The sequence below is a fragment of the Kutzneria viridogrisea DSM 43870 genome (assembly GCF_000525635.1).
Lineage (GTDB): Bacteria > Actinomycetota > Actinomycetes > Mycobacteriales > Pseudonocardiaceae > Kutzneria > Kutzneria viridogrisea.
This window is the reverse complement of record NZ_CP007155.1, coordinates 7,116,813-7,141,480: the sequence shown is the minus strand read 5'-3', so window position 1 is coordinate 7,141,480 and position 24,668 is coordinate 7,116,813. Positions and strand designations below refer to the sequence as shown.

Genomic DNA, 24,668 nt, shown 5'->3' with positions numbered 1-24,668 from the left:
GACGACCCGACGATTCCACGCGGCCTGGTGATCCTCCTCGGTACCGCCGCGGCGGTCGTCACGGTGGCCGGGATGAAGGCCGCGGCGTGGCTGATCGCGCCCACGCTGCTGGCGCTGGTCATCGTGATCGTGCTCAACCCGGTGCACCGTCGGCTGCGGCGGCGCGGTGTCCCCTCCTGGGCAGCCACGCTCGCCCTGGTGGTGCTCGTCTACGGGGTGCTCGTCACCTTCGGCGCGGTGCTGGTCGTCTCGCTGGCGAGGCTCGCCGCCCTGCTGCCCCGGTACGAGGACCTGGCGCGGGCCCTGCTCGCCGACGCCGTCGACCTGGCTGGCCGGTGGGGAGTCGGTCACGACCAGCTCCGCCAGGTCGTGAACTCGCTGGACCCCGGCAGGCTGATGTCCGCACTGAGCGCGCTGCTGGGGGACCTGGCTGGGGTGACGACGAGCCTGGTGTTCCTGTTGGCGCTGCTGCTGTTCCTCAGCCTGGAGGCCAGCGGCGTCGACGTGCGGCTGGCGGAGATCGCCAAGGACCGCCCGCAGATCCAGGGCGCGCTCGGGGACTTCGCCCGCAGGACTCGTCGCTACCTGGTCGTGACCACGGTCTTCGGGCTGGTCGTCGCCGTACTGGACACGCTCGCGCTGGCGTGGCTGGGCATCCCGCTGGCGGTGCTGTGGGGCCTGCTGTCGTTCGTGACCAACTACATCCCGAACATCGGATTCCTGCTGGGCGTGGTGCCGCCCGCGCTGCTCGGCCTGCTCGGCGCCGGGTGGCGGTGCGCGCTGGCCGTCCTCGGGGTCTACGCGGTGCTCAACTTCGTGGTCCAGTCCCTGGTCCAGCCGCGATTCGTCGGCGACGCCGTGGGCCTGTCCACCGCGCTGACCTTCCTGGCGGTGGTGTTCTGGGCCTGGGTGCTCGGCCCGCTCGGCGCCCTGCTGGCGGTCCCGGCCACGCTGCTGGTCATGACCGTGCTGGTGGACATCGACCCGAGGGCCGGGTGGGCCCTCGCGCTGCTGCGTGCCCCGCAACGGCGCAAGGGCCACCGGAGGAGGGCGGCCTCCCGGCTCATCCCACCAGCGTCTTGACCGCCGCGGTCAGTGCGGCCAGGCCCGCCTTGGCGTCGGCGAAGAGCATGCCGGTCTTCGGGTCCCCGTACAGCTCGTTGTCGATCCCGGCGTAGCCGTGCCCCATGGACCGCTTGATGACGATCACCGACCTGGCCTGGTCCACGTCCAGGATCGGCATGCCGGACACCGGGTTGCCGGGCCGCCGCGCCGCCGGGTTGGTGACGTCGTTGGCGCCGATCACCAGTGCCACGTCGGTGCGGGCGAACTCGGGGTTGGCCTGCTCCATCTCGCGCAGCCGCTCGTAGGGCACGTTCGCCTCGGCCAGCAGCACGTTCATGTGCCCGGGCATGCGACCGGCCACGGGGTGGATCGCGTAGCTGACGTCCACGCCCTGCGCGCCGAGCACCTCGGCGAGCTCGCGCACCTCGTGCTGGGCCTGGGCGGCGGCCAGCCCGTAACCGGGCACGACGACCACTCGGTGCGCGTAGGCGAGCTGGATCGCGGCATCGTCCACGGCCACCTCGCGCACCTGCGCGGACGCGCCGACCGCCACCGACGGGTCCCCGTCGCCGGTACCGAAACCGCCGACGAGGATGCTGGCCAGCGAGCGGTTCATCGCATCGGCCATGAGCTTGGTCAGGATCGCACCGGAGGCACCGACCAGCGCCCCGGCGATGACCAGCATGTCGTTGGCGATCACGAACCCGGCCATGGCCACCGCCGTGCCGGTGAAGGCGTTGAGCAGCGAGATGACCACCGGCATGTCCGCCCCGCCGATGGGCAGCACCATGGTCACGCCGAACACCAGTGCGGCAAGGCCGACCGCCGTGATCACGAGCGGATCCGGCCGCACGAGGGCGAAGTAGCCGCCGCCGAGCAGCATCACCAGTGCCAGCACCAGGTTCAGGGCACGCGCACCGGCGAACACCACGGGCCGCCCGGGAACCAGGCCCTGCAACTTGCCCGCGGCGAGCAGGGACCCGGTGAAGGTGACGGCGCCGATCAGCACGTCCAGGACCACGGTGACGGCCCCGCCGCTGCCGCGCAGCACCTCGTCCACGGCGACCAGCGCGGCCGCGCCACCGCCGACCGCGTTGAACAGACTGACCAGTTGCGGCATGGCGGTCATGCGCACGGTCCGCGCCGAGACCAGGCCGAGCACCGCGCCCACCGCCGAGCCCGCCAGCAGCACGGCCCAGCCGGTCGGCTTGATCAGGTTCTGCTCGGCGATCAGCACCGCCGTGGCCAGCACCCCGGCGACCATGCCCGCCGCGGACACCAGGTTGCCGCGCCGCGCCGTGGCGGGGGAGTTCATCAGGTGCAGCCCCAGCACGAAGCAGGTGGCCGCGGCCAGGTACACCAGCTGGATGATCATCGCCGCCCCCGGAACATGCGCAGCATCCGGTCGGTGACCACGTAGCCGCCCACCACGTTCATCGCGGCGAAGGCCGAGGCCAGGAAGGCCAGCACGTAACCGAGCACGGTGTCGGCGGAGGCGGCGATCAGCATGGCGCCCACCACGATGATGCCGTGGATGGAGTTCGCCGCCGACATCAGCGGGGTGTGCAGGGTCGCGGGCACCTTGCTGATCACCTCGAAGCCCACCAGCAGGCTGAGCACGAACACACTGAGTCCGGCCACCGCCCTCACGCTCCCGTCTCGCGGCCGTCGTGCGTGCGCACGACCCCGGCCTGGATCTCGTCGGTCAGGTCGATGCGCGGCTCGCCCTCGTGCAGCAGGTGCCGCAGCAGGGCGAGCAGGTTGCGCGAGTAGGCCGCCGATGCCGCCGAGGGCACGGTGGCCGCCAGCCCCTCCGCGCCGATCACGGTGACCCCGTTCTCGGTGACCCGGGTGACCCCGGGCTCGGACAGCTCCACGTTGCCGCCCAGCGGACCCGCCGCCAGGTCGACCACCACCGAGCCGGACACCATCGCCTTGACGGCCTGCTCGGTCACCAGCAGCGGCGGCTTGCGGCCGGGCACCCGGGCCGTGGTGATCACGATGTCGTGCCGGGCGATGTGCGCGTCCAGCTCGTGCCGCTGCGCCTGCTCCTCCTCGGCGGTCAGCGCCCGCGCGTAACCGCCCTGCCCGCTGCCCGCGATCGCCGTGGCCAGTTCCAGGAAGCTCGCCCCCAGCGAGCGCACCTCCTCGGCCGTCTCCGGGCGTATGTCGTACGCGGTGACCACGGCGCCCAGCCGGCGGGCCGTGCCGATGGCCTGCAGGCCCGCCACGCCCACCCCGAGGACCAGCACCCTGGCCGGGGGCGCCGTGCCCGCCGCGGTGATCAGCATCGGCAGGTAGCGCGGGTAGACCTGCGCGGCGACCAGCACCGCCTTGTAGCCGGCCACGTTGTCCTGGCTGCTCAGCGCGTCCATGGACTGCGCGCGGCTGAGCTTGCGCGGCAAGCCCTCCAGCCCGATGGCGGTGACGCCCCGTTCCGCCAGCGCGGGCAGGTCGGCGCCCGCGAGCAGGCCGATCAGGACCTGGCCCTTGCGCAGTCCGGTCGGCAGCGGGCAGTGCAGCACGAGCAGGATCCCGGCCTGGGCCAGCGCGGTCTCCCGTGGCACCACCTCGGCGCCCGCCTCGGTGTAGGAGCTGTCCGGATGGTGGGCGAGTTCGCCCGCGGCGTTCTCCACCAGCACCCGTGCCCCGGCATCGGTCAGGGCGCGCACCCCTTCGGGTACGAGGGCCACCCGGCGTTCGCCCGGCGCGGTCTCCCGCAAGACCGCCACAGTCAGTTCGGCACGCATCGAATCACCTCGTCGTGATCACATCGCGGGGCCTGTGACCTCATGGTCCTCCGGCGTGCGCATGCCGGACACCATCGTCCGGCTGGTTTACCGTACGTTCCTCCTAAACTGTCGCTTCAGTGACAGTCGAATTAAAACGGACCGACAACCGCCGAATCTCGCACACGTACAGAAGTCCAATCGGCCACACGGTGAGTTGTCAGAGCAGCCACAACAAGGAAAAGTGGACCACCCCCGCACCGGTTCGCGTTGACGTGGCGAAGCGGGCAAAAATACCTTTGGCCGCATGGGCTGATCGGCCCCGTCCAGCACCGGTCGCAGGTGAGGAGGACCCCGTGGACACCACCCCCGGCGCCCGCCACAGCCTGGCCGACTGCCTCGCCGAGTGGTCGCTCTCGCACGCCGAGGACGCCGCGCTGACCTTCGTGGACCATCGAGGCAGCCCAGACGGGCTCGCGGTCACGCTGAGCTGGTCCGCGCTGCACCGCAGGGTCAGCGCCACCGCCGCCTGGTTGCAGCGGGTGGCCCGCGCCGGGCAGCGTGCCGTGCTGCTCGCCCCGCAGGGACTGGACTACGTGGTCGCCTTCCTCGCCACGCTGCGGGCCAGGGTGGTCGCGGTGCCGCTGGCCGTCGAGGACGTGCTGGACAACCGCGAGTACCTGGCCGAGGTGTTCGCCGACTGCACGCCGAACTGGGTGCTGACCACCGGTCCGTTGCTGACCGAGATGCGGGACTTCCTCGACGAGCAGCGGCTCACCGACACCGTGCAGACCATCGCGGTGGACGCCGTGCCCGAGGCACTGGCCGCGGACTGCCGTCCGGTGCACGTGCACCCCGAGGACATCGCCTACCTGCGCTACACCGTGGACGCGCTCGGCGCCCCGGCCGGGGTGGTGATCAGCCACGGCAACCTGGTCGCGGGCGGGCTGCGCGCGGTGGAGGCCTGCGGTGCGGTGCCGGGCAGGACGGTGTCGGTCACCTGGCAGCCGCTGTCCCGTGACCTCGGCCTGATCATGGCGGTGGTCGCCCCGCTGACCGCGCGGCTGCGCGTGGTGCTGCTGGACCCCGGGGCCGTGCTGGAGCAGCCGCGCCGCTGGCTCCAGGTGCTCTCGGCGACCCAGGGCGCGATCACCGCGGCCCCGGACTTCGCGCTGGCCTACTGTGCGTCACGGGTCAGCGAGCAGGACCGGGTGTGGATGCGGCTGGGCCAGGTCGCCGCGCTGGTCAACGGCGGGGAGCCGATCCGTCCGGACACCGTGCGCGCGGCGCTGGACGTGTTCGGGGAGTGCGGGCTGCTGCCCCAGGCGCTGCGGGCGTGCTACGGCAGCCCCGAGTCCGCGGGGCCGGTGTCGATCACTGCGGCGGGCGCCCCGCCCCGCCAGCTCACCGTGGACCGGGAACTGCTCGCCGCGGGCAAGGCCGTGCCAAGGACCGGGTCCGACCACCGGTCCACCACGCTGGTCTCCAGCGGGGTTCCCGTGCGAGGTGAGCTGCTGGTGGTCGACCCCGATCTGCGCTGGCCGCTGTCCGACGACCTGGTCGGCGAGATCTGGGTGTCCGGCGCGACCGTGGCACGGGGGCACTGGGGCCGGGACGCCGCCGAGCAGGACGTGTTCGGCGCCAAGCTGGACGACCCCGTGCTGGGCACCGAGTCCTGGCTGCGCACCGGGGACCTGGGCTTCCGCCACGAGGGCGAGCTGTACGTCATCGGCAGGCAGGAGGACCTGCTCACGGTGAACGGTCGGCACCTGGACCCGCGTGAGGTGGAGCTGACCGCGCGGGCCGCGCACTCCGCGCTGCGCCCGGACGGCCTGGTCGCCGTGTCCGTGCCGACCCCGCGCGGGGACGCCGTCACGGTGTTCGCGGAGCGGTCCCAGCACGTCTCGCCGAAGGACCTGGACCTCGGGGCGATCACCGAGGCCGTGCGCTGCGCGGTGACGGCCCGGTTCGGTGTCGCCGTGGACCAGGTGCTGGTGCTGGAACCGGGCCGGATCCCGTTCACCTCGGCGGGCCGCGTGGCACGCTCGGTCTGCCGCCAACGCTACCTCGACGGCACACTCTGACCCCCGCCCGGCGAGTCCCGCTCAGGCGACCGCGAGTCCCGGCCACAGGGCCGCGAGTCCCGCCCACAGGGCCGCGAGTCCCGCTTTGGGGGCCGCGTGTCCGGCTCTGGGGTCCGCGAGTCCCGTTCTGGGGTCCGCGAGTCCCGCCCACGGGTCCGCGAGTCCCGTTCTGGGGTCCGCGAGTCCCGCCCACGGGACCGCGAGTCCCGTTCTGGGGTCCGCGAGTCCCGCCCACAGGGCCGCGAGTCCCGCTCACTGGACCGCGAGTCCCGCCAGGCTCGCGGCGGCCGATCCGTCCGGTGTCCGGCTGCGCGGGACTCGACTGCCGGTGACCGGGACTCGCGTGCGGCTGCGCGGGACTCGCGTGCGGGAGAGCGGGACTCGGCCGCTGGTGACCGGGACTCGGCTGCTCCAGAGCGGGACTCGCGGGTCAGTCGAGTTCGTCGTCCTCGGGGCAGGTCGGCTCCCCGGCGGCCAGTGCGGCGGCGCGCAGGGCGACCTCCAGCTCGAACCTGGCCGTGGGGTCGCGCAGCTGCTCACCGAACAGCTGCTCCACCTGGCGCATGCGGTAGCGCACCGTCTGCGGGTGGATGCCCAGCCGGGTCGCGATCTCCGGTGCGCCGCCCCGGGTTTCCAGCCAGGCCAACAGGGTTCGGCCCAGCCGGTGCGACTGCTTGTCGGTCAGCCCGGACAGCGGGGCCAGCCGCTTGGCGACCAGCTGCTTGGCCAGCACCTCGTCGCTGAGCAGCCACAGCGTGGACAGGTGGTCCTCGCTGCGCACCACGTCCTCGGCGGACACGATGCCGGTGCGGACCAGTTCGCGCAGCGCCATGGCCTGGCGCAGGGACTTGGCGGCCTCGGCCAGCGGCACCGAGGGGCCGACCAGCGCGCGCCAGCCGGTCAGACCGGCCACGGGAAGCGGGTGCTCCTCGGGCTCCGGCATGATCACCAGCGGCTCGATGCCGTCCAGGTCGGCCACCAACGGAGCGGGCGGCTCGGCGGGCCGACCCTGGTCGAGTCGTTGCAGCACAACAACACTGACCCGTTTCGGCACGGTCCAGCCCACCTGCTCGCAGACCTCGGCCAGTGTGGCGGCGGGCGGGGGCTGCTCGGTCAGCAGCAGGCGCACGAGTCTGCGGTGCTGGCGACGCTTGGTGCCCGCGGCGTTCGCGCGGACCTCGGCGAAGCCCTCGGCCGACAACGCGGCCAGGCCGTCGATGTAGGCCAGCGCCGCCTCGCCCAGCTGCCAGATCGTGTGCGCGGGCAGGCGGGAGCGCTGGCCGAACTCGGTGATGCGGCGCCAGGCCAGCTGGCCGCCGACCCGGTAGGCGGCCTGCAGCGCGTCCAGGCTGCGGCCCGCCTTCGCCTCCAGCCTGCCCAGCTGCTTGTACAGCTCGGCCTGGTCCTCGCACACCGCGCCGGGGGTACTCACCTGGTCGGCGAACTGGCGCAGGGCGTACTCGACCCCGGCCCTGATCTTCTGCCCGTACGGACCGTCCAACGGGGTGGAGTACTCCGGGATGCGCCGTTGCAGGCAGCGCAGGATCTCGTCGGCCAGGCTGCCCAACTCGGGGCGCAGCAGCGCGCCGAGGCCCCGGGGCAGGGCTTCGAACAGCTCGGTGGCGGTGTCCTGAGCTTCGATCATGCCGGTCACGGGCGCTCCTTCCCCAGGGTCCACCTGTTCAACGACTCCGGGGGCCGGTCGATTCGCCGTGACCTCAACGGGTGTGCCGGGGCTCGTGGGGTCCACCTCGTGTCCGGGTCCGGTATTCAGTGCGGCCACCTGCTCATTGTCACGGCGCACACAACTATCACGTTACGCAAGAGTAGGGATCCGCTTATCACCTGTTCGGGTTAACCACATTCCGGGGATAGTCCAATTCGACTTAGTTCGCCTTGACAACCAGCGGTGCTAGCGTGGCGATGTCCGCATCGGGGAGTACGCATTTCTGGAGGCGAAGGTGGACACTGGGGGAAAGGGCGTATTCGGCGGGGTCTTCGACCGCGTCGCGCAGGTCTACGACACCACTGGCGTGGAGTTCTTCAAGCCGATGGCGCGCAGGTTGCTGGAACACCTCGCGCCGCGTCCCGGCGAGCGGGCGCTGGACGTGGGCTGCGGGCGCGGCGCCGTGCTGTTCCCGCTGGCCGAACAGCTCGGCCCGACCGGGTCGGTGGTGGGCATCGACCTGGCCGCCGCCATGGTGACCGCCACCGGGGCCGAGGTGGCCCAGCGCGGGCTGGACACCGTCGGCGTGCGGCTGATGGACGGCACCGCCCCGGAGTTCCCGCCGGGCAGCTTCGACCTGGTCGCGGGCAGCATGAGCATCGTCATGATCCCGGACCTGCCCAGGGCCTTCGCCAACTACCTGACCCTGTTGGGGCCGGGCGGCCGACTCGGTCTGACCGCGCCGACCCCGCCCGGTGGACTGGGCACCTGGCGGCTCGGCCCACTGGACGCCGATCTGCTCGCCGCCGCCATCGACCCCGCGGTGCTGGACGCCGACCCCGGCCTGTCCGGGTTCGTGCGCGACACCGCGTTCGGCGGGGCCCGCAGCCTCGTGCCGGTACTGCGCGAGGCCGGGTTCGCCGAGGTCGAGGTGCACGAGGAGGACCTGCCGATATGCGCGGCCGACGCCGGTGAGCTGGTCGCCTGGACCCAGTCGCACGGCATGCGCATCGTGTGGGAGGCCATCCCGCCGGCCCGCCGCGCCGGGGTGGAGGCCGCGCTGGCCGCCTCCATCACCGAGCGTAATGGCGGGCCGGGGCCGATCCGGTTCGGTTTCCCGATCAGCTATCTGGTGGCGCGGTCGGGCCGGTCGGGCTAATTCGAATACACCGATCGCGGAGCGGGGAGTTGGCAGCGGGGTGAGTGCGCCTTAGGCTGGGCGTTCGGGCGTCCCGCGCTGGGGTGCCGCCGCGCGAGAATCAGCGAACGGATTGGGCCGAATGTCGCCGCAGCCGCCCACCGGCGTGCACCCGCAACTGGCCGTCGACGTGGTCGACCGGCTGGAGTGGGTGTCCGGGCTATACCCCGGATATCGGCGGGCGCACGCCAAGGGCGCCTGTTACCGGGGTGTTTTCCTGCCCAGTGGAAAGGTTTCCACGCTGACCACGGCCGCGCACCTGCAGGTCGACCCGGTGCCCGCGACGGTGCGGTTCTCCAACTTCAGCGGCAACCCCTACATCTGGGACCGCTCCCGCTCCGCCCGGGGACTGTCGGTCTCCTTCCACCTGCCCGGCGGGGTGTCCACCGACCTGGTCATGGTCAGCCAGCCGGTGTTCGTGGCGGCCACCCCGCAGGACATGTGGGAGTTCCTGCAGGCCGCGGAGCCCGACGTGTTCACCGGCTCGCCCGACCCCGAGGTGCTGCGCCGCTACGCCACCGAGCACGCCGAGTCCTTCCGCGGGCTGCGCGCGGTGAAGAAGACGCCGATCCCGGTCAGCTACGCCACGCTGCGCTACTGGGCGGTGCACGCCTTCGTCTGGGTCAACCGGCGGTTGCAGCGCACCGCCGTGCGCTACCGCTGGGAGCCCGAGGCGGGCGTGCAGCAGCTGACCGACGAGCGGGCCGCCGCCAAGTCGCCCAACTACCTGCACGAGGAGTTGGCCGAACGGCTCGCGAACGGCTCGGTGGCCTTCACCCTGCGCGTGCAGCTCGCCGGGCCGGGGGACGCCACCGACGACTGCACCGCGCTGTGGCCCGCCGACCGCACCGAGCTGACCGCGGGCAGGCTGCTGGTCACCGGCGAGGTGGAGGACCAGGCCAAGGCCGAGCAGCGCATGTTCGACCCGACCCGGCTGGTGCCCGGCCTGGAGCTGTCCGACGACCCCATGTTGGCGTTCCGCGCGCAGGTGTACGCCGTGTCCCACAGCCGCCGCACCCGAGGAAGCTGAGTTGCCCCACCTGATCAGCACGCCGCACGGCCAGGTCCGCGGCGTGGAGTTCGACGGGGTACGTGCCTGGCGCGGCATCCCGTACGCCCAGCCGCCGACCGGCCCACTGCGCCACCGCGCCCCGCGGCCGGTGACGCCCTGGAGCGGTGTGCGCGGGGCGACCGAGTTCGCGGCCCGTGCCCCGCAACCGCCGCCGCTGTTCCGTGTGGTGCCGCCCCGTCGACCCGCGCACAGCGACGACCCGGACCTGACCAGCGAGGACTGCCTGTACCTCAACGTGTGCGCCCCGGCCCGCCCGGCGAGCGCCCCGCGCCCGGTGCTGGTGTGGCTGCACGGCGGCGGCTACAGCACCGGCTCCGGCCCGGAGGGGATCGGTGACGGCGAGACCCTGGTCCGCGAACACGACCTGGTCGTGGTGACGGTCAACTACCGGCTCGGCGCGTTCGGATTCCTCAACCTGGGCGGCGAATCCGCCAACTGCGGGGTGCTGGACCAGATCGCCGCCCTGGGCTGGGTCCGCGACTCGATCGGCGCCTTCGGCGGGGACCCGGCGCAGGTCACCGTGGCCGGGGTCTCCGCGGGCGCCAAGGCCGTCGCGACCCTGTTGGCGGCCCCGCTGGCCAGCGGGCTGTTCACCCGCGCGGTGTCGATCAGCGGCGGCGGCGATCACGTGGCGACCCAGCAGGTCAGCGCCGAGTGGGCGGACCGGTTCTGCGCCCTGCTCGGGATCGGCCCCGAGCGGGTCGGCGAGGTGCCCGCGGCGGAGCTGGTCGCCGCCCAGCAGCAGCTGTCGAGCCTGCCCACCGGGCTGTGGCGGTGGCGGCCGACCGTGGACGGCGTGGTCCTGCCCGACCTGCCCGCCCGGCGGATCGCCGCCGGATCCGCGCCGGGGGTCGCGCTGCTGGCCGGGACCACCGCGCACGAGGCGAACACGTTCCAGGTGCTGGACCCGCGCTGCGCCGACCGCGCCCCGGCCGTGCTCACCGAGGCGTTCGGCGCCGACCGCGCCCAGCGGCTGTTGGCCGTCTACGAGGGGGATCTGCTCGGGGTGATGACCGACGAGCGGTACGGCGTTCCCACGGTCCGCCTGCTGGACGGCCAGAGCGCGCACGCCCCGGCCTGGCGGTACCGCTTCGACGGGGCCGCGCCCTGGCTGCCCGCGGGCATGGCCGCCGGGCACGGCACCGACGTGCCGTTCCACTGGGCGGTCGGCGGCCTGCACCACCCGGACCCGGACACCGCCGGGCTGCTGCGTGCCGCCAGCGAGCAGTTCGGCCGGTTCGTGCGGACCGGCCGCTGCGACTGGGCCCGCTACGAGCCGTCCCGGCGGGCGACCCGGGTCCTCGACGCCAAACCGCACGTCGCCGAGGACCCGGGCGCGCTACGTCGCGCGGCCTGGGACGGGCTCACCTGGCCGTCGGGGACCTGGTACCGCTGAGGCCGATGCCATGAAAGTGCCGTTCGTGGCACCCAACGCCAGCAACGGCACTTTCATGGCAAGCCGGTGCGAACCAGGGCCTCAGCGGTACAGGTGACTCGCCAGCGCCGGGGTGAAGCCGTTGGCGAAGTTCTGGTCCACCTGGGCCGCCTCCTGCGCGTTGGGCATGGCGTTCTTGCAGGACGTGCCCGGTCCGTGCCCGGACATGATCTCCGAGCAGGGGCCCTCGTAGTGGTCGGGCAGCCCGAGGTTGTGGCCCATCTCGTGGGCCAGGATCCGGGTGGGGTCGTTGCCCTCGTTGACCTGCTGCACGTCGATGTAGATGTCGCCGTGCCCGTGGCCGTCGGTCTGCGTGTACGAGCCGCCGCCGGTCACCTCGTGGATGAGGATCGTGGCACTGCCGCCCGAGGAGAGCTGCACGTTGTGCACGACCCCGTTCCAGTTGGCGGCGGCCTGGTCGGCCTGCGACTGGTAGTCGGGGGCGTCGCTGGAGTCGTAGTACAGGGTCACGGCCTGCGTGGTGGCCGCCTCGGCGGCGGTCGCGGTGAACACCTGGGCACCGGCCAGCGGCAGCAGCACCGCGGCAAGCCCCAGCACAACGCGACCAATCGGTCGTGCGGACATCATCTTCTCCCTCTGCGGAAGCGAACTCGACAGGGCTGTCGTCTCGCGTGGAAGGAGGACAGATTCGCAGCGGCTTATTCGTTCGGCCACATACGAAAGGAGGAGCGTCTTGACGGTTGACTACTTCGCGGTGGGAGTGTCGTCACATCTTGGCGGGCCGGGGTGGTGACCGCGCGGTAACTTGCGGGAATGATCGAGCTGCCCGCTGAGCTGTCCCTGTCAGTCGACGGCCCGGTGGCCACGCTGACAATTGACCGGCCGGACAAGCGCAATGCGTTCGCCCTGCGCATGTGGGCCGCACTGCCCGCCGTGGCGCGGGCCGTGGAGTCCGCGCCGGAGGTCCGCGTGCTGCTCGTGCGCGGTGCCGGTGACGGGCCGTTCTCCGCGGGGGCCGACATCGGTGAGTTCGGCACGGTCCGTCGCGGTGAGGAGGCCGCCTCGGCGTACTCGGCCACCGTGCACGCCGCGGAGCGGGCCATCGCGGAGTTGAGCAAGCCCACCATCGCACTGGTCCAGGGCTGGTGCGTCGGCGGGGGCTGCGAGCTGGCGCTGGCCTGTGACCTGCGGGTGGCCGACGAGTCGGCCCGGTTCGGCATCACCCCGGCCAAGCTCGGCCTGGTCTACAACCAGGTGTCCACCGCGCAGGTGGTCACCGCCGTGGGCGCCGCGTGGGCCAAGTACATCCTGTTCACCGGCGAGCTGTTGGACGCCCAGACCGCGCTGCGCATCGGCCTGGTGCAGCAGGTGCACCCACGCGAGCAGGCCGCCGAGGCGGCGCTGGCGCTGGCCCGGCTGATCGCCCAGCGTGCGCCGATCACCGTGGCCGGGGCCAAGGCCCTGGTCAACCGCGTGGTCGAGGGCACGGCGGAGGCCGACCAGTGGGCCGAGCGCTGGTACGCCGCCTCCTACCGCAGCGCCGAGTACACCGAGGGCGTCACCGCCTTCGTGGCCAAGCGGACCGCCGACTTCAGCGAGATCGGCTGGCCCAAGCTGGACGCCGACGGCGCGCCCGCCTGACCGCCCTCACAGCACCCGCCGCAGGTCCCCGACGATCTCGGCCACGGTGGAGCGCACGTCGGTGAACAGCCGTCCCGCCGTGGGCGTGAGCAGGTAGTGCGGCATGTCCGCGCGCTCCACCGGGGTGCCGGTGCCCAGCAGGTACGGCGAGTACAGGATCAGCTCCAGGTCGGCGGCCAGCGCGGCGAAGCCGGGGAACACCGTCGTGTGGTAGACGTGCAGGCCCTCGGCCCCGTGGCGGCGCCGGAACCGGGCGAAGCGCGCCAGCGACCCGTGGATCTTGGCGGCCAGGTCCTCCCCGCGCAGCTCGCCGATCGCCTTGGTGGCCGGGCAGTCCGGGTCCAGCAGCACGCAGCGGTACGTGCCGCCCCTGGCCAGCAGCCGCAGCACCGCCTCCCGGTAGAGGGCGGGCCGCTCGGTGGTGGTCAGGAAGCTGGCGCAGGTGTTCAGCGCGGTGCCCAGGTCGATCACCTCGCTGGCGGTGTCGACCAGCCGAGCCTTCTGCTGCTGGCTCGGGCGTTCCGGGTAGGCGTGCACCAGCGTGCCCTGGGCCAGCCCCGAGGTGGTCAGCCACGCGCGTCGCGCCTCGCCCGCCGGGCCGGTGCTGAGCAGGTGCACGGGCCTGCCCTCGAAGCCGCCCACCGCCTCGAAGCCCTCGGCCAGCGCGCCGGCGACCCGGTACACGGCATCGGAGATGGCCAGGCAGTCCGGCGGGCTGGCCTCCTCCAGGTGCGCCGCGAAGTCGATCTCGGGGGAGTGCACCGAGCCGGTGTCCCCGCCGGGGTAGGAGATCGTCGCCTTGTGCAGGGCGATGCGCAGGTGCAGTTCCCCGCGCACGCCGATGCGCGCGAACTCCTCGCGCAGCTCGGGCAGGTCCTCGGTGAGCAGCCCGATGCCCGCGGTCAGCGCCACGTGCAGCGCCGTGCTCTCCTCCTCGTCGTGCACCACCAGGAAACCGCCGTCCCCGCGCCAGCTCCACACCCCGGCCCGCGCGCAGCGACCCTCCACACGGGACAGTGCGCGCCGCTGCACCAGGTCGAAGGCCCGTACCGCCTGGTCGCGCGGGTTGGACGCCAGGATCGTGGAGGAGCCCGCGGCGTCCACGAACAGCAGGTAGACGTTCTCGTAGGTGGTCCCGGCCTGGAAACCCGCCGCGCTCACCGGACCGCGACTCCGCTGAGGCTGTCCAGCAGCTCGAAGGCGAAGGCCGCCGCGTTGCCCGCCGCCACCGGTTGCCAGCACTGGTCGTGCGCGCTGTCCTTGTCCGACAACAGGTCCGACACCCCGCGCACCACGGCCGCGTCCACCCCGCCGTTGAGGTGCGCGCCCTGGAGGAAGCCGAAGCCCTCCATCTCCACGGCCACCGCCTCGCTGCACAGCCTGCGCAGCAGCTCCGCGGTGCGCGCGTGGTCGTCGGCGACCACCTTGCTGCCCGCGGCGATCGGCCGCACCAGGGCCACCGGGTCGGCCGCGGGCGAGCCAGGGGCGATCCGCTGCTGCCAGTGCTCGTTGCGGGCGACGGCCTGCGCCCGCTGCACCAGTCGGTGCGGGGCGGGCTGGCTGTGGATCCTCGGCAGGTACGCGCCGTCGACCTCCTTGGCGCTCTCGTAGTCCAGCACCAGGTCGGCCACCACGACGTCGCCAAGGCGCACCTCGCGCAGACCGCCCGCGACGCCCACGAACAGCACGACCTCCGGGTTGAACGTCCACATGGCACGTTCCAGGTGGATGCCCGCGGTGGTGTTGCCCGCGCCCACCTGCGCCACGGCGACCGTCCACGAGCCGAACCTGCCCACCTCGTAGAGGGTTCCGCGCACCGGCACGGTCACCAGGTCCTCGGCCGGGGTCTCCAGGTGCGCGCGAACCGCGCGCTGCTCGACCTCCAGCGCTGTGATGATCACCGCCACGTGGTCGGGCGGCGTGATCTCCTGCTCGGGGTGGCGCCGCACCGCGGGCGGCAGGGCGGGGCGGCGGAAGTGGTTGATCTCCAGCGCGGTGTTCACCAGGAAGCGGCCCGCCGCCCCGGGCAGGTTGACCCCGAGCCGGATCACGAACGGGATGGTCAGCAGGAACAGCGGCACGATCGACTGGTTCGGTGCCACCTTCAGCGCCACCATGCTGCCCACCCCCAACAGCCCCAGCCCGTCCAGCACCCAGCGCAGCGTCGTGCGCGGCTCGCTGTGCGGCCTCGGCGCGCGCATCCGGTGCGCCGTGGCCAGCAGGCACAGCGCGTAGTGCCAGCGCGCGACCGGACTGTCCATGAAGGACAGATCGGCCAGCCACTCCTCCCGGTAGCGCCGCGCCAGTTCCGGCTCCAGCCGCCTGGCCGCCCACTCGCACAGCCGTTGCGGGCCGCCCTCCCGTGGTCCCCTCAACCCCCTGCACCTCCCAGTGCCGGTCGTACCGGCGCACCGCCGGTCCCGACCCCCCGTTCGACCCCGCCCGCCCCCGCCACCGACCTGGCCAGCGCCAGCCCGAGCGGGGTGAGTCGGTAGAACCGTCGCCGGGGACCCCTGGCCTGCACCTCGTCGGTCTCCCACCGGCTGTGCAGGCAGCCCTGGCGCTCCAGGCGCGCCAGTATCGGGTAGACCGTCCCGCTGGCCAGGCGAGTGCTCTGGATGATCTCCAGTCCGTAGCACTCCTGCTCGTGCACCAGCGCCCGCACCACCGCACGGGTCGCCCTGGTCAGCCGAATTCGAGTCCCCATGGGCTCAATTCTATCTATGTAGAGATAGGGCGAATGGGTGGAATATTAGTGGACGGTATCGATTCCGGAATCGATATCACTGGGTGGAAATCCGGTCTCCGCCATGCCCTCGGCGGCCGGTTCGACACCCGCTCCGCTGGTCGCCAAGGCGCACGGGCAGAACGGGATCCGGTCGAACGCGAGACGTGTGCCGTGCGTACTGAGTCAACGCCGCCCGAGGACACAAGCTGGTGGTTCAGCGATCAGCCCGTGAGACAGGGGAGCGAGTGGACGCCATGGATGAACCCGATCGGTCACCGCCCGCCGACGGTGCCGCTGCCGGCCGACTCGGCAGGAGATCCCTGCTCAGGGCCACGAGACTGGGCGGCGTCGTCGCCGCTGCGATGTCCTTCGGCGCTCCCTCCACCGCCACGCCACCACCGCCTCCCGCGACCTGCACCGGCAGCGGGGTGCTCGACCCGGCGACAATCCCCAAGTACGTCAGCCTGTTGCCAGTCCTGCCCGTGATGCCCCCGTCCTGGACGACCCACGACCTCGACGTCTACACGATCAGTGTGCGGCAGTTCAGGCAACAGGTGCTCCCCGAGGGCTTTCCCGGTACCACCGTGTGGGGTTACGGAGCCGTCGAGACCCCGAAGACGTGGCACAGTCCGGGTTTCACCATCGAGGCGCGCTGCGGTCGGCCCGTGCGCGTCAACTGGGTCAACCACCTCCTCGACGACAACGGGCGCTACCTTCCGCACCTGTTCCCGGTCGACCAGACCCTGCACTGGGCCAACCCGCCCGGCGGTCCGGAAGGCCGGGACAGCCGCCCCACGTTCACCGCGACCCCGTCGGGCTACCAGGGGCCGGTGCCGATCGTCACCCACCTGCACGGCGGGCACAGCACCGAGGACAGCGACGGCTACCCCTCCGCCTGGTACCTGCCGAACGCGCGGGACGTCCCGACCGGGTACGCGAGAGCTGGCACGTACTACGACCAGCACCGCTTCCTGGCGGCGGAACGCTTCCGCGCGCGTTGGCGTCCCGGGACCGCCGTCTTCCAGTACGGCAACGACCAGCCCGCGTGCATGTTGTGGTACCACGACCACGCGCTGGGGATGGCCAGGTTGAACATCCATGCCGGGCTGGTCGGCTGCTATGTCGTTCGCGGCGGCCGGCACGATCTCCCGGCCGGAGTGCTGCCCGCCGGCCGCCACGAGATCGCGCTGGTGGTCCAGGACCGCTCCTTCGCACCCGACGGCTCGATCTGCTTCCCGCCGACGTGCGGACTCGCCGGCGGCATCCCGGCGGACGTGCGGTTCGTGCCGTTCGGCGACGTTCCTCCACTGTGGACACCGACCTCCTTCGGCGACACGATGGTGGTCAACGGCCGCTGCTGGCCGGTGCTGACGGTCGAACCCCGCCGCTACCGGTTCCGGTTGCTCAACGCCTGCAACGCGCGCACCCTGCTGCTCAAGATCGTCGCCAACCCGCTCGCCGCCAGGCCGGTGCCACCGGCGCTGACCTGGTGGCAGATCGGTTCGGACGGCGGCTTCCTGACCAAGCCGGTGCGTCTGGGGCAGGTGCTGTGTGCCCCGGCCGAACGCGCCGACCTGATCGTCGACTTCACCGGTGTCCCCGTCGGCAGTGAGCTGTACCTGATCAATGAGGGCCCCGACCGGCTGTTCGCCGGGCCCGTGGGGGCCATGCCGGCCGATCCGGCCACCTCCGGCCAGGTGATGAAGTTCGTGGTGGTACCACTGGGTTCGCGGGACACCACCGTGGACCCGGCACAGTTGAGCCTGCCCGCCGCGGGACCGCTGGGCGCGGCCGAACGAACCTGGCGGATCTCGCTCAACGAGACGACTTCCCGCTACTCCCCGCAGGTACCGGTGCGCATGATGCTCGGCACCGTCAGGGCGGACGGGACCGCCGAGCCGCTTGGCTGGGAGGCGGCCGTCACCGAGTTCCCCACGGTCAACGCCACCCAGGTCTGGGAGCTGACCAATTTCACCAACGACGCCCACCCGATCCACCTCCACCAGGTGCAGTTCCAGGTCCTCGGCCGGTGCACCCTCGGCGGCGCGACCCGGCCGCCGGAGCACTGGGAGACCGGCCGCAAGGACACCGTGATCGTCTACCCGCGGGAGTCCACCAGGGTGGCGGCACGTTTCGACCTGCCCGGCCGCTACGTCCTGCACTGCCACGTCCTGGGTCACGAGGACAACGAGATGATGCGGCCTGTCCAGGTCGTCCCGGGTTAGGCTGCTCGCGATGAGACGCAAGCTCAGGCCCCCGCTGCCGCAGCGGTACGGGCTGGACCCGGTGCGGATGCGCATGCCAGCGCAGGGGCCGTGGGCCACCGTGCACGAGCACCTGGTGGAGCGGCTGCCCAGGGTGGACCCCGAGCGGATCGGGCAGATGCTGGCCGAGGGGCGGATCGTCGACCAGAACGGGCCGCTGGCGCCGACCGCCCCGTTCGTGCCGAACTCCTTCGTGTGGTTCCACCGGGACCTGCCGGTGGAGACCGAGGTCCCGTTCGAGATCGGCGTGGTGCACCGGGACGAGGACCTGCTCGTGGTGGACAAGCCGCACTTCCTGGCGACGATCCCGCGCGGGCAGCACATCGCGCAGACCGCGCTGGTGCGGCTGCGCCAGGAACTGGACCTGCCCGACCTGAGCCCGGCGCACCGGCTGGACCGGGTCACCGCGGGGCTGGTGATGTTCGTGGTCCGGCGGGAGCGGCGCGGGGCGTACCAGAACCTGTTCCGGGACCGCCTGGTGCACAAGGAGTACGAGGCGATCGCCCGGTACGACCCCGAGCTGGACCTGCCGCGCGTGGTGCGCAGCAGGATCGTCAAGGAGCGCGGGGTGATCACCGCCCAGGAACTGCCCGGTGAGCCGAACGCGGAGAGCCGGGTCGAGCTGATGGAGCACCGGGACGGGCTGGGCCGGTACCGGCTGCTGCCCGCCACCGGCCGAACCCACCAGCTGCGCCTGCACATGAGCGGCCTGGGCCTGCCCATCCTGGGTGACGACTTCTACCCGGTGCTCACCGAGAAGCCCCTGGACGACTTCACCCGGCCCCTGCAACTGCTGGCCAAGGTGCTGGCCTTCACCGACCCGGTCAGCGGTCGGCCGCGCCGGTTCGAAAGCCGTGCCGTGTTGCGGTCCTGGACCGACTACGCGGGCTGGGCCGCCGACCGGTAGGTCAGCCAGCGCTCCACCACGTGCAGGCCAGCCAGCTCGGCGGCCTTGGCCAGTTCGGCGTCGTCGAACTCGCGCACGGCCAGCTCGGTGACCTCGGAGTGCTCGGCGCGCAGCCGCTCGATCAGCGCGGCGAGCACGGCCGCCAGCTCCGCGGGGGCGGCGCCCTCGTGCTCCGGGTACTCCACCAGTGCCGTCGTGTCCCGCACCAGCGCCGTGAGCTGCACCTGCCTGGACTCCACCGTGAGCAGCTCGTCCTCGACCAGCAACTGGGTCGGCGCCGCGACCAGCCCGGCGGGCGGCTGCCAGGCGGCCAGGTCCGTGCTGCCCCAGTGACGGCCGATCTCCTCGTGCGCGCTCGCGCCCAGTGCCCGCGCGGCGGCACCCTCCGGGCTGCGGTCCGTGCCGTGCCACTCGATCGGGCCCAGTTCGGCGGCGGCCCGCAGCAACGCCGTGACGACCTCGGCCTCGTGCGGGTCCGTCACGTGCGAGGTGCCCTCCAGCATGCGCCTGGTGCGACTGACCAGGGACACGTCGACCAGGGTCAGGTCCTCGTCGGTGTCGGCGGCCAGCAGACGCGCGAAGCCGAGCAGTTCCGCCTCATCACGGGCGGCGACGTAGCCCAGCGCCTCCGAGTCCAGATCCGAGTCGTCCTCGGAGAACTCGGCGCCGATCAGTGCGAACATCTCACGGGCCAGCCGCAGCTCGGCCGCGGTGTCCCGGTGCAACTCCACGGTGATCACCGCGCACACCCTAGCCTGCCCCGCCCCATGTCATGAAAGTGCCGTATGCGACATCAGATGTCGCATACGGCACTTTCATGACACCCGCTCACTCCGCAGGCGGGTAGGGCACCAGCGTGCTGCTGTTCTCGTCCACCCGCAGCGGCTTGCCGATCACCGGGAACGCCCGCTGGGGGCAGGCCGGCCGCTCGCAGACCTTGCAGCCCATGCCGATCGGGGTGACGGCGGCGCCCTCGCCGAGCGCGAGCCCGTCGGAGTAGACGAGCCTGCGGGCGTGCCGCAGCTCGCAGCCCAGGCCGATCGCGAAGGTCTTGCCGGGACTGCCGTGCGCGCCGACCCCGCGGAAGACCGTGCGCGCGATCCAGAAGTACTTCTTGCCGTCGGGCAGTTCGGCGATCTGGGTCAGGGTCCGGCCCGGCGCGCTGAACGCCTCGTAGACGGTCCACAGTGGACATGAGCCGCCGACGCGGGAGAAGTGGAACCCCGTGGCCGACTGGCGCTTGGAGATGTTGCCCGCGCGGTCCACCCGGACGAAGGAGAACGGCACGCCGCGGGCGCCCCGGCGTTGCAGGGTGGACAGCCGGTGGCAGACGGTCTCGAAGCCGACGCCGAAGTGATCGCACAGCCGGGCGATGTCGTAGCGGAAGCGTTCGGCCACACCGAGGAAACGCCGGTAGGGCAACACGAGCGCGCCCGCGAAGTAGTTGGCCAGCCCGATCCTGGCCAGTCCGCGCGCGGTGTCCCCGCTGAACGGCCCCTCGGCCGCCAGTCGGTCGATCACCGGCCCGGCCTCGAACAGGGCCAGCTGCGAGGCCAGCCGGAAGGCCGCCTGCCCCGGCCGCAGCGTGGGCGAGACCGACAGCACGCGCCGCTGCGGGTCGTAGCGGTGCAGGTCGGAGCCGGGCTCGATGCCCTCGGTCGTCACGGTGACCCCGTGGCGTGCGGCGAGCCCGGCGGCCAGGCCGCTGCGTACCTCGCCGGGCCGCAACCGCAGCTGCACGGCCAGTCGCTCGGCGGGCTCGTCGAGCTCGGCCACGTAGTTGCGCCGCTGGTAGAAGTAGTCGCGGATCTCCTCGTGTGGCAGCTGGGCCGCGGTCCGGTCCAGGCCGTGCTCGGCCACCAGCGCGAGCACGTTCTCGGTCGCCTCGCGGTACCGGCGGTGCAGCCCGACCAGCGTTCGCGCCACCCCGGGCAGGTTCGTGGTCAGCTCGTCCAGCTCGCCCTGGGAGATCGCCGCCCCGAGGAGGTCGTCGGCGAACACCTCGCGCACGTCGGCCACCAGGCGCGCGGTGTCCTGCGCGGCGAAGAACTCGGCGTCCACGCCGAAGGCCGCGGTCAGCCGCAGCAGCACCGGCAGGGTCAGCGGACGGGTGTTGTGCTCGAGCTGGCTGACGTAGCTCGGCGAGATCTCCAGCAGGCGCGCCAGGTCGGCCTGGCTCATCGACCGACCCTCCCGGAGCTCGCGCAACCGACCGCCCGCGTAGGTCTTCTCCACGAACCCGATGTTAACAACCTTCACAACCTTGGCCCGATGTTTCACAACACGTGACAGACCTGGCCTGTGGCAAGCAAGCCCGCGCGGTGCCAGGGTTGATCGCAGCGTCACAACGTTCACCAGACCGAGGGAAGGTCATGATCGAGCACATCGTCCGCGCGTACGCCTCGGCCGAATCCCTGCCCCGCGAGCGGCAGCTCGCCTGGAAGCTGGCCGAGGTGGCGACCGATCCCGTGCCGGTGCCCGCCGAGGTCACCGAGATGGTGGTCAACCGGGTGATCGACAACGCCGCGGTGGCCGCTGCCTCGCTGCGCAGGGGCCCGGTGCTGGCGGCCCGCGACCAGGCGCTGCGCCACCCCGGCACGCCCGGGGCCACCGTGTTCGGCGCCACCGGCCGGTTCGCGCCGGAGTGGGCGGCCTGGGCAAACGGTGTCGCCGTGCGCGAACTGGACTACCACGACACGTTCCTCGCCGCGGACTACTCACACCCCGGCGACAACATCCCGCCGATCCTCGCGGTGGCCCAGCACACCGGGCGCACCGGCGCCGACCTGGTGCGCGCGATCGCCACGGGCTACGAGGTGCAGGTCGACCTCGTGCGCGGGATCTGCCTGCACGAGCACAGGATCGACCACATCGCGCACCTCGGGCCCTCGGTGGCGGCGGGCCTGGGCGCGCTGCTCGGGCTGGACACCGCGACGGTGTACCAGGCGATCGGCCAGGCACTGCACACCACGACCACCACCAGGCAGTCGCGCAAGGGCGAGATCTCCTCCTGGAAGGCCTACGCACCGGCGTTCGCGGGCAAGGTCGCGATCGAGGCGGTGGACCGGGCGATGCGCGGCGAGGGCGCGCCGAGCCCGATCTACGAGGGCGCGGACGGGGTCATCGCCTGGCTGCTCGGCGGCCCCGATGCCAGCTACCGCGTGCCGCTGCCCGCGCCCGGCGAGCCCAAGCGCGCCATCCTCGCCACCTACACCAAGGAACACTCCGCCGAGTACCAGAGCCAGGCGCTGATCGACCTCGCCCGCAGGCTCGGCCCGGTGATCGGCGACACGGCCAAGGTCGCCAGGATCGTCATCCACACCAGCCACCACACCCACGCCGTGATCGGGTCCGGCGCCGGTGATCCGCAGAAGTACGACCCGCGGGCCAGCCGGGAGACGCTGGACCACTCCATCCCGTACATCTTCGCGGTCGCGTTGCAGGACGGGAGCTGGCACCACCAGCGCTCCTACGACCGCGCGCGGGCCACCCGCCCGGACACCGTCGAGCTGTGGCGCAAGGTCAGCACGGTGGAGGACCCGGAGTGGACCCGCCGTTACCACGCCGCCGAGCCCGCGTTCGGCGGCCGGGTCGAGGTGGAACTGGTGGACGGCACCGTGCTCACCGAGGAGATCGCCGTGGCCGACGCGCACCCGGCGGGCGCCAGGCCGTTCGGGCGCGAACAGTACGTGGGCAAGTTCCGGGCACTGGCCGACGGGGTGATCGCCGCCGAGGCGCAGGACCGGTTCCTGGCGGCGGTGACCCGGCTCGACCAGCTCACCGCGACCGAGCTCGCCGGGCTGGCGCTGCCCGCCACCGACCTGCCCGAACCCGCCACGCGCGGCATCTTCTGAGGAGCGGGGCCATGTCCACCAAGACCGTCCACAAGGGACTGACGGGGGTCGTCGTCGACACGACGGGCATCTCCATGGTCAATCCCGAGACGAACTCGTTGACCTACCGGGGTTATCCCGTGCAGGACCTCGCCGCGCACTGCCGGTTCGAGGAGGTAGCCCACCTGCTCTGGCACGGCGAGCTGCCCACCCCGGCCCAGCTCGCCGAGCAGAACGCCGTCGAGCGCGCACACCGCGAACTGCCCGCCGACCTGGTGTCCACCCTGCTGCACCTGCCCGCGACCGCGCACCCGATGGACACCCTGCGCACCGCCGTCAGCATCCTCGGCGCCAACGACCCGCACGAGGACGAGAACTCACCGGAGGCCAACCACGCCAAGGCGTTGCGGCTGTTCGGTGCGCTGCCCTCGATCGTCGCGCTGACCCAGCGCCGCCGCCGGGGCCTGCTGCCGCTCCCGCCACGCCTCGACCTCGGCTTCGCGGAGAACTTCCTGGCCATGACCTTCGGTGCGGTTCCCGAGCCGGAGGTGGTGCGCGCCTTCGAGATCTCGCTGGTGCTCTACGCCGAGCACAGCTTCAACGCCTCCACGTTCACCTCACGGGTGGTCACCTCCACCCTGTCCGACCTGTACAGCGCGATCACCGCTGCCATCGGCGCGCTCAAGGGCCCGCTGCACGGCGGCGCCAACGAGGCCGTGATGGCGGCCTTCGAGGAGATCGGCACCGCCGACCGCGCGCAGGAGTGGGTGGCGCGGGCACTGGCCGCCAAGCGGACGATCATGGGTTTCGGCCACCGCGTCTACAAGAACGGTGACTCCCGTGTGCCCACGATGCGCGCGGCCCTGCGGACCGTCGCCGAGCTGCGCGACGGTCAGCGGCTGCTCGACCTGTACGAGTCCCTGGCCGGGGCCGTGTTCGCGGCCAAGGGCCTGCACCCGAACCTGGACTACCCGGCCGGTCCGGCCTACCACCTGATGGGGTTCGACACGCCGGTCTTCACGCCGATCTTCGTCGCGGCGCGGATCACCGGCTGGACCGCGCACATCACCGAGCAGCTCGCCGCGAATAGCCTGATCCGGCCGTCCAGCCTCTACACCGGGTCCGCCCAACGGGAGTTCATCGCATGAAGCCCACCACCGCCCTGCGCCGCATGATCGAGGGGGAGGGCACGCACCTGGCCCCCGGCGCCTTCGACGGTCTGACCACCCGCCTGGTCGAGCAGGCCGGGTTCGAGCTGGTCTACGCCAGTGGCGGGGCCATCGCCCGCAGCTGCGGGGTGCCCGACATCGGGCTGCTCAGCTTCACCGAGGTGGCCGACCGGCTGGCGCAGCTGGCCGAGGTCACCACGCTGCCGATCATCGCCGACGCGGACACCGGCTTCGGCAACGAGGTCAACGCCGTGCGCACGATCCGCACCTACGAGCGCATCGGCATGGCCGGGCTGCACGTGGAGGACCAGACCTTCCCCAAGCGCTGCGGCCACCTGGACGACAAGTCGCTGGTGCCCGTGGCGGAGATGACCCTGAAGATCCGCGCCATGCTCGACGCGCGCACCGACCCGGACTTCGTGGTGATCGCCCGCACCGACGCGATCGCCGTGGAGGGGCTGGACTCCGCGCTGGACCGGGCCAGGGCGTACCTGGCTGCCGGCGCCGACATGATCTTCGTCGAGGCCCCGGAGAGCGTGGCGCAGATCGAGGCCGTCGCCGAGGCCATCCCGCAGCCGAAGCTGATCAACATGTTCGCCGGGGGCAAGACCCCGGTCGTGCCCAGGCAGCGCCTCGCCGAGCTGGGCTACCGGCTGGTGATCATCCCATCCGACCTCCAGCGCGCCGCCATCGCCGCCTGCCAGCGCACCCTGCGGGCGATCCTCGCCGACGGGGACAGCTCCGCGGTGCTGTCCGAGCTGACCACCTTCGCCGAGCGCGAGCAGATCGTGCGGACCAGCGAGTACCTGGGGGGTTGAGGGGCCCACTGCTGATGTCCTGAAGGTGCCTTTCACGACGTTGTGCGCCTGCCACGACCGCCGCGAAGGTGGCTTTCACTGCGCTGAACGCAGCGAAT

At 72.2% G+C, this 24,668-nt stretch carries 21 protein-coding genes; 11 read left to right on the top strand and 10 right to left on the bottom strand.

Annotation, left to right across the window (positions count from 1 at the left end; translation table 11 throughout):
* The first annotated feature begins 27 nt into the window (after positions 1-27).
* A complete protein-coding gene (locus KALB_RS31220) occupies positions 28-1,083 on the top strand; it encodes an AI-2E family transporter (RefSeq protein ID WP_236650062.1) in 1,056 nt (351 codons plus the stop codon).
* Here the strand turns inward: KALB_RS31220 and KALB_RS31215 are convergent.
* From KALB_RS31215 to KALB_RS31205, 3 genes are read right to left on the bottom strand one after another with little or no spacing between them, the layout of a single operon-like run.
* Entirely contained in the window at positions 1,064-2,440 is a 1,377-nt protein-coding gene (locus tag KALB_RS31215; RefSeq protein ID WP_025359608.1) for an NAD(P)(+) transhydrogenase (Re/Si-specific) subunit beta, read from the bottom strand. The genes KALB_RS31220 and KALB_RS31215 overlap by 20 nt on opposite strands.
* Positions 2,437-2,706, bottom strand: coding sequence for an NAD(P) transhydrogenase subunit alpha part 2 (locus KALB_RS31210; RefSeq protein ID WP_236650061.1), 270 nt, complete (start codon positions 2,704-2,706; stop codon positions 2,437-2,439). The genes KALB_RS31215 and KALB_RS31210 overlap by 4 nt, the downstream gene beginning before the upstream one ends.
* Positions 2,707-2,711: 5 nt before the next feature.
* Complete coding sequence (locus KALB_RS31205; RefSeq protein ID WP_025359606.1) at positions 2,712-3,815, bottom strand: NAD(P) transhydrogenase subunit alpha; 1,104 nt, start codon at positions 3,813-3,815, stop codon at positions 2,712-2,714.
* A gap of 335 nt (positions 3,816-4,150) precedes the next feature.
* On the opposite strand from KALB_RS31205, the gene KALB_RS31200 reads away from it, so the two are divergent.
* Positions 4,151-5,878 carry a fatty acyl-AMP ligase gene (locus KALB_RS31200; RefSeq protein ID WP_025359605.1) on the top strand — a complete coding sequence of 576 codons (1,728 nt, stop codon included), beginning with the start codon at positions 4,151-4,153 and terminating at the stop codon, positions 5,876-5,878.
* A 430-nt stretch (positions 5,879-6,308) separates the two neighbouring features.
* Here KALB_RS31200 and KALB_RS31195 read toward each other — a convergent pair whose 3' ends face one another.
* Positions 6,309-7,523, bottom strand: a complete 1,215-nt coding sequence (locus KALB_RS31195) for a PucR family transcriptional regulator (RefSeq protein WP_030110963.1) — start codon at positions 7,521-7,523, stop codon at positions 6,309-6,311.
* A 316-nt stretch (positions 7,524-7,839) separates the two neighbouring features.
* On the opposite strand from KALB_RS31195, the gene KALB_RS31190 reads away from it, so the two are divergent.
* From KALB_RS31190 to KALB_RS31180, 3 genes are all read left to right on the top strand, one after another.
* Positions 7,840-8,703: a class I SAM-dependent methyltransferase gene (locus KALB_RS31190; protein ID WP_025359603.1), complete on the top strand. Its 864-nt coding sequence runs from the start codon at positions 7,840-7,842 to the stop codon at positions 8,701-8,703.
* Between the two features lie 121 nt (positions 8,704-8,824).
* On the top strand, positions 8,825-9,772 hold the full coding sequence (locus KALB_RS31185) for a catalase family peroxidase (RefSeq protein ID WP_025359602.1): 948 nt from the start codon (positions 8,825-8,827) through the stop codon (positions 9,770-9,772).
* A gap of 1 nt (position 9,773) precedes the next feature.
* Entirely contained in the window at positions 9,774-11,210 is a 1,437-nt protein-coding gene (locus KALB_RS31180; protein ID WP_025359601.1) for a carboxylesterase/lipase family protein, read from the top strand.
* 81 nt (positions 11,211-11,291) lie between these two features.
* Here the strand turns inward: KALB_RS31180 and KALB_RS31175 are convergent, their stop codons facing one another.
* The gene (locus KALB_RS31175) at positions 11,292-11,834 is read right to left on the bottom strand and encodes a snapalysin family zinc-dependent metalloprotease (protein WP_025359600.1); all 543 of its coding nucleotides are present in this window, start codon (positions 11,832-11,834) and stop codon (positions 11,292-11,294) included.
* 189 nt (positions 11,835-12,023) lie between these two features.
* On the opposite strand from KALB_RS31175, the gene KALB_RS31170 reads away from it, so the two are divergent.
* The gene (locus KALB_RS31170) at positions 12,024-12,851 is read left to right on the top strand and encodes an enoyl-CoA hydratase/isomerase family protein (RefSeq protein ID WP_025359599.1); all 828 of its coding nucleotides are present in this window, start codon (positions 12,024-12,026) and stop codon (positions 12,849-12,851) included.
* Positions 12,852-12,857: 6 nt separating this feature from the next.
* On the opposite strand, the gene KALB_RS31165 is transcribed toward KALB_RS31170, so the two are convergent.
* From KALB_RS31165 to KALB_RS31155, 3 genes are read right to left on the bottom strand one after another with little or no spacing between them, the layout of a single operon-like run.
* A complete protein-coding gene (locus KALB_RS31165) occupies positions 12,858-14,012 on the bottom strand; it encodes an adenylate/guanylate cyclase domain-containing protein (RefSeq protein ID WP_025359598.1) in 1,155 nt (384 codons plus the stop codon).
* Complete coding sequence (locus tag KALB_RS44445; protein WP_025359597.1) at positions 14,009-15,226, bottom strand: 5'-methylthioadenosine/S-adenosylhomocysteine nucleosidase family protein; 1,218 nt, start codon at positions 15,224-15,226, stop codon at positions 14,009-14,011. The genes KALB_RS31165 and KALB_RS44445 overlap by 4 nt, the downstream gene beginning before the upstream one ends.
* Positions 15,223-15,558, bottom strand: coding sequence for a PadR family transcriptional regulator (locus KALB_RS31155; protein WP_042220989.1), 336 nt, complete (start codon positions 15,556-15,558; stop codon positions 15,223-15,225). The genes KALB_RS44445 and KALB_RS31155 overlap by 4 nt, the downstream gene beginning before the upstream one ends.
* Positions 15,559-15,833: 275 nt before the next feature.
* Here KALB_RS31155 and KALB_RS31150 point away from each other — a divergent pair, with 275 nt between their 5' ends.
* Complete coding sequence (locus KALB_RS31150; RefSeq protein WP_042222781.1) at positions 15,834-17,804, top strand: multicopper oxidase family protein; 1,971 nt, start codon at positions 15,834-15,836, stop codon at positions 17,802-17,804.
* A gap of 10 nt (positions 17,805-17,814) precedes the next feature.
* The gene (locus KALB_RS31145; RefSeq protein WP_025359594.1) at positions 17,815-18,750 is read left to right on the top strand and encodes an RluA family pseudouridine synthase; all 936 of its coding nucleotides are present in this window, start codon (positions 17,815-17,817) and stop codon (positions 18,748-18,750) included.
* Here the strand turns inward: KALB_RS31145 and KALB_RS31140 are convergent.
* Together KALB_RS31140 and KALB_RS31135 are read right to left on the bottom strand one after the other, a co-directional pair.
* A complete protein-coding gene (locus tag KALB_RS31140; protein WP_025359593.1) occupies positions 18,723-19,490 on the bottom strand; it encodes a hypothetical protein in 768 nt (255 codons plus the stop codon). The two genes, KALB_RS31145 and KALB_RS31140, sit on opposite strands and share 28 nt — an antisense overlap.
* 88 nt (positions 19,491-19,578) lie before the next feature.
* The gene (locus tag KALB_RS31135; protein WP_025359592.1) at positions 19,579-20,985 is read right to left on the bottom strand and encodes a short-chain fatty acyl-CoA regulator family protein; all 1,407 of its coding nucleotides are present in this window, start codon (positions 20,983-20,985) and stop codon (positions 19,579-19,581) included.
* A 137-nt stretch (positions 20,986-21,122) separates the two neighbouring features.
* Here KALB_RS31135 and KALB_RS31130 point away from each other — a divergent pair, with 137 nt between their 5' ends.
* Genes KALB_RS31130 through KALB_RS31120 form a run of 3 tightly spaced genes read left to right on the top strand, consistent with a single transcriptional unit; the run spans position 21,123 to position 24,570 of the window.
* Positions 21,123-22,604, top strand: coding sequence for an MmgE/PrpD family protein (locus KALB_RS31130; protein WP_025359591.1), 1,482 nt, complete (start codon positions 21,123-21,125; stop codon positions 22,602-22,604).
* An 11-nt stretch (positions 22,605-22,615) separates the two neighbouring features.
* Complete coding sequence (locus tag KALB_RS31125; RefSeq protein ID WP_025359590.1) at positions 22,616-23,731, top strand: bifunctional 2-methylcitrate synthase/citrate synthase; 1,116 nt, start codon at positions 22,616-22,618, stop codon at positions 23,729-23,731.
* Positions 23,728-24,570, top strand: a complete 843-nt coding sequence (locus tag KALB_RS31120) for an isocitrate lyase/PEP mutase family protein (RefSeq protein WP_025359589.1) — start codon at positions 23,728-23,730, stop codon at positions 24,568-24,570. Before KALB_RS31125 ends, KALB_RS31120 begins: the two co-directional genes overlap by 4 nt.
* Positions 24,571-24,668: the final 98 nt, after the last annotated feature.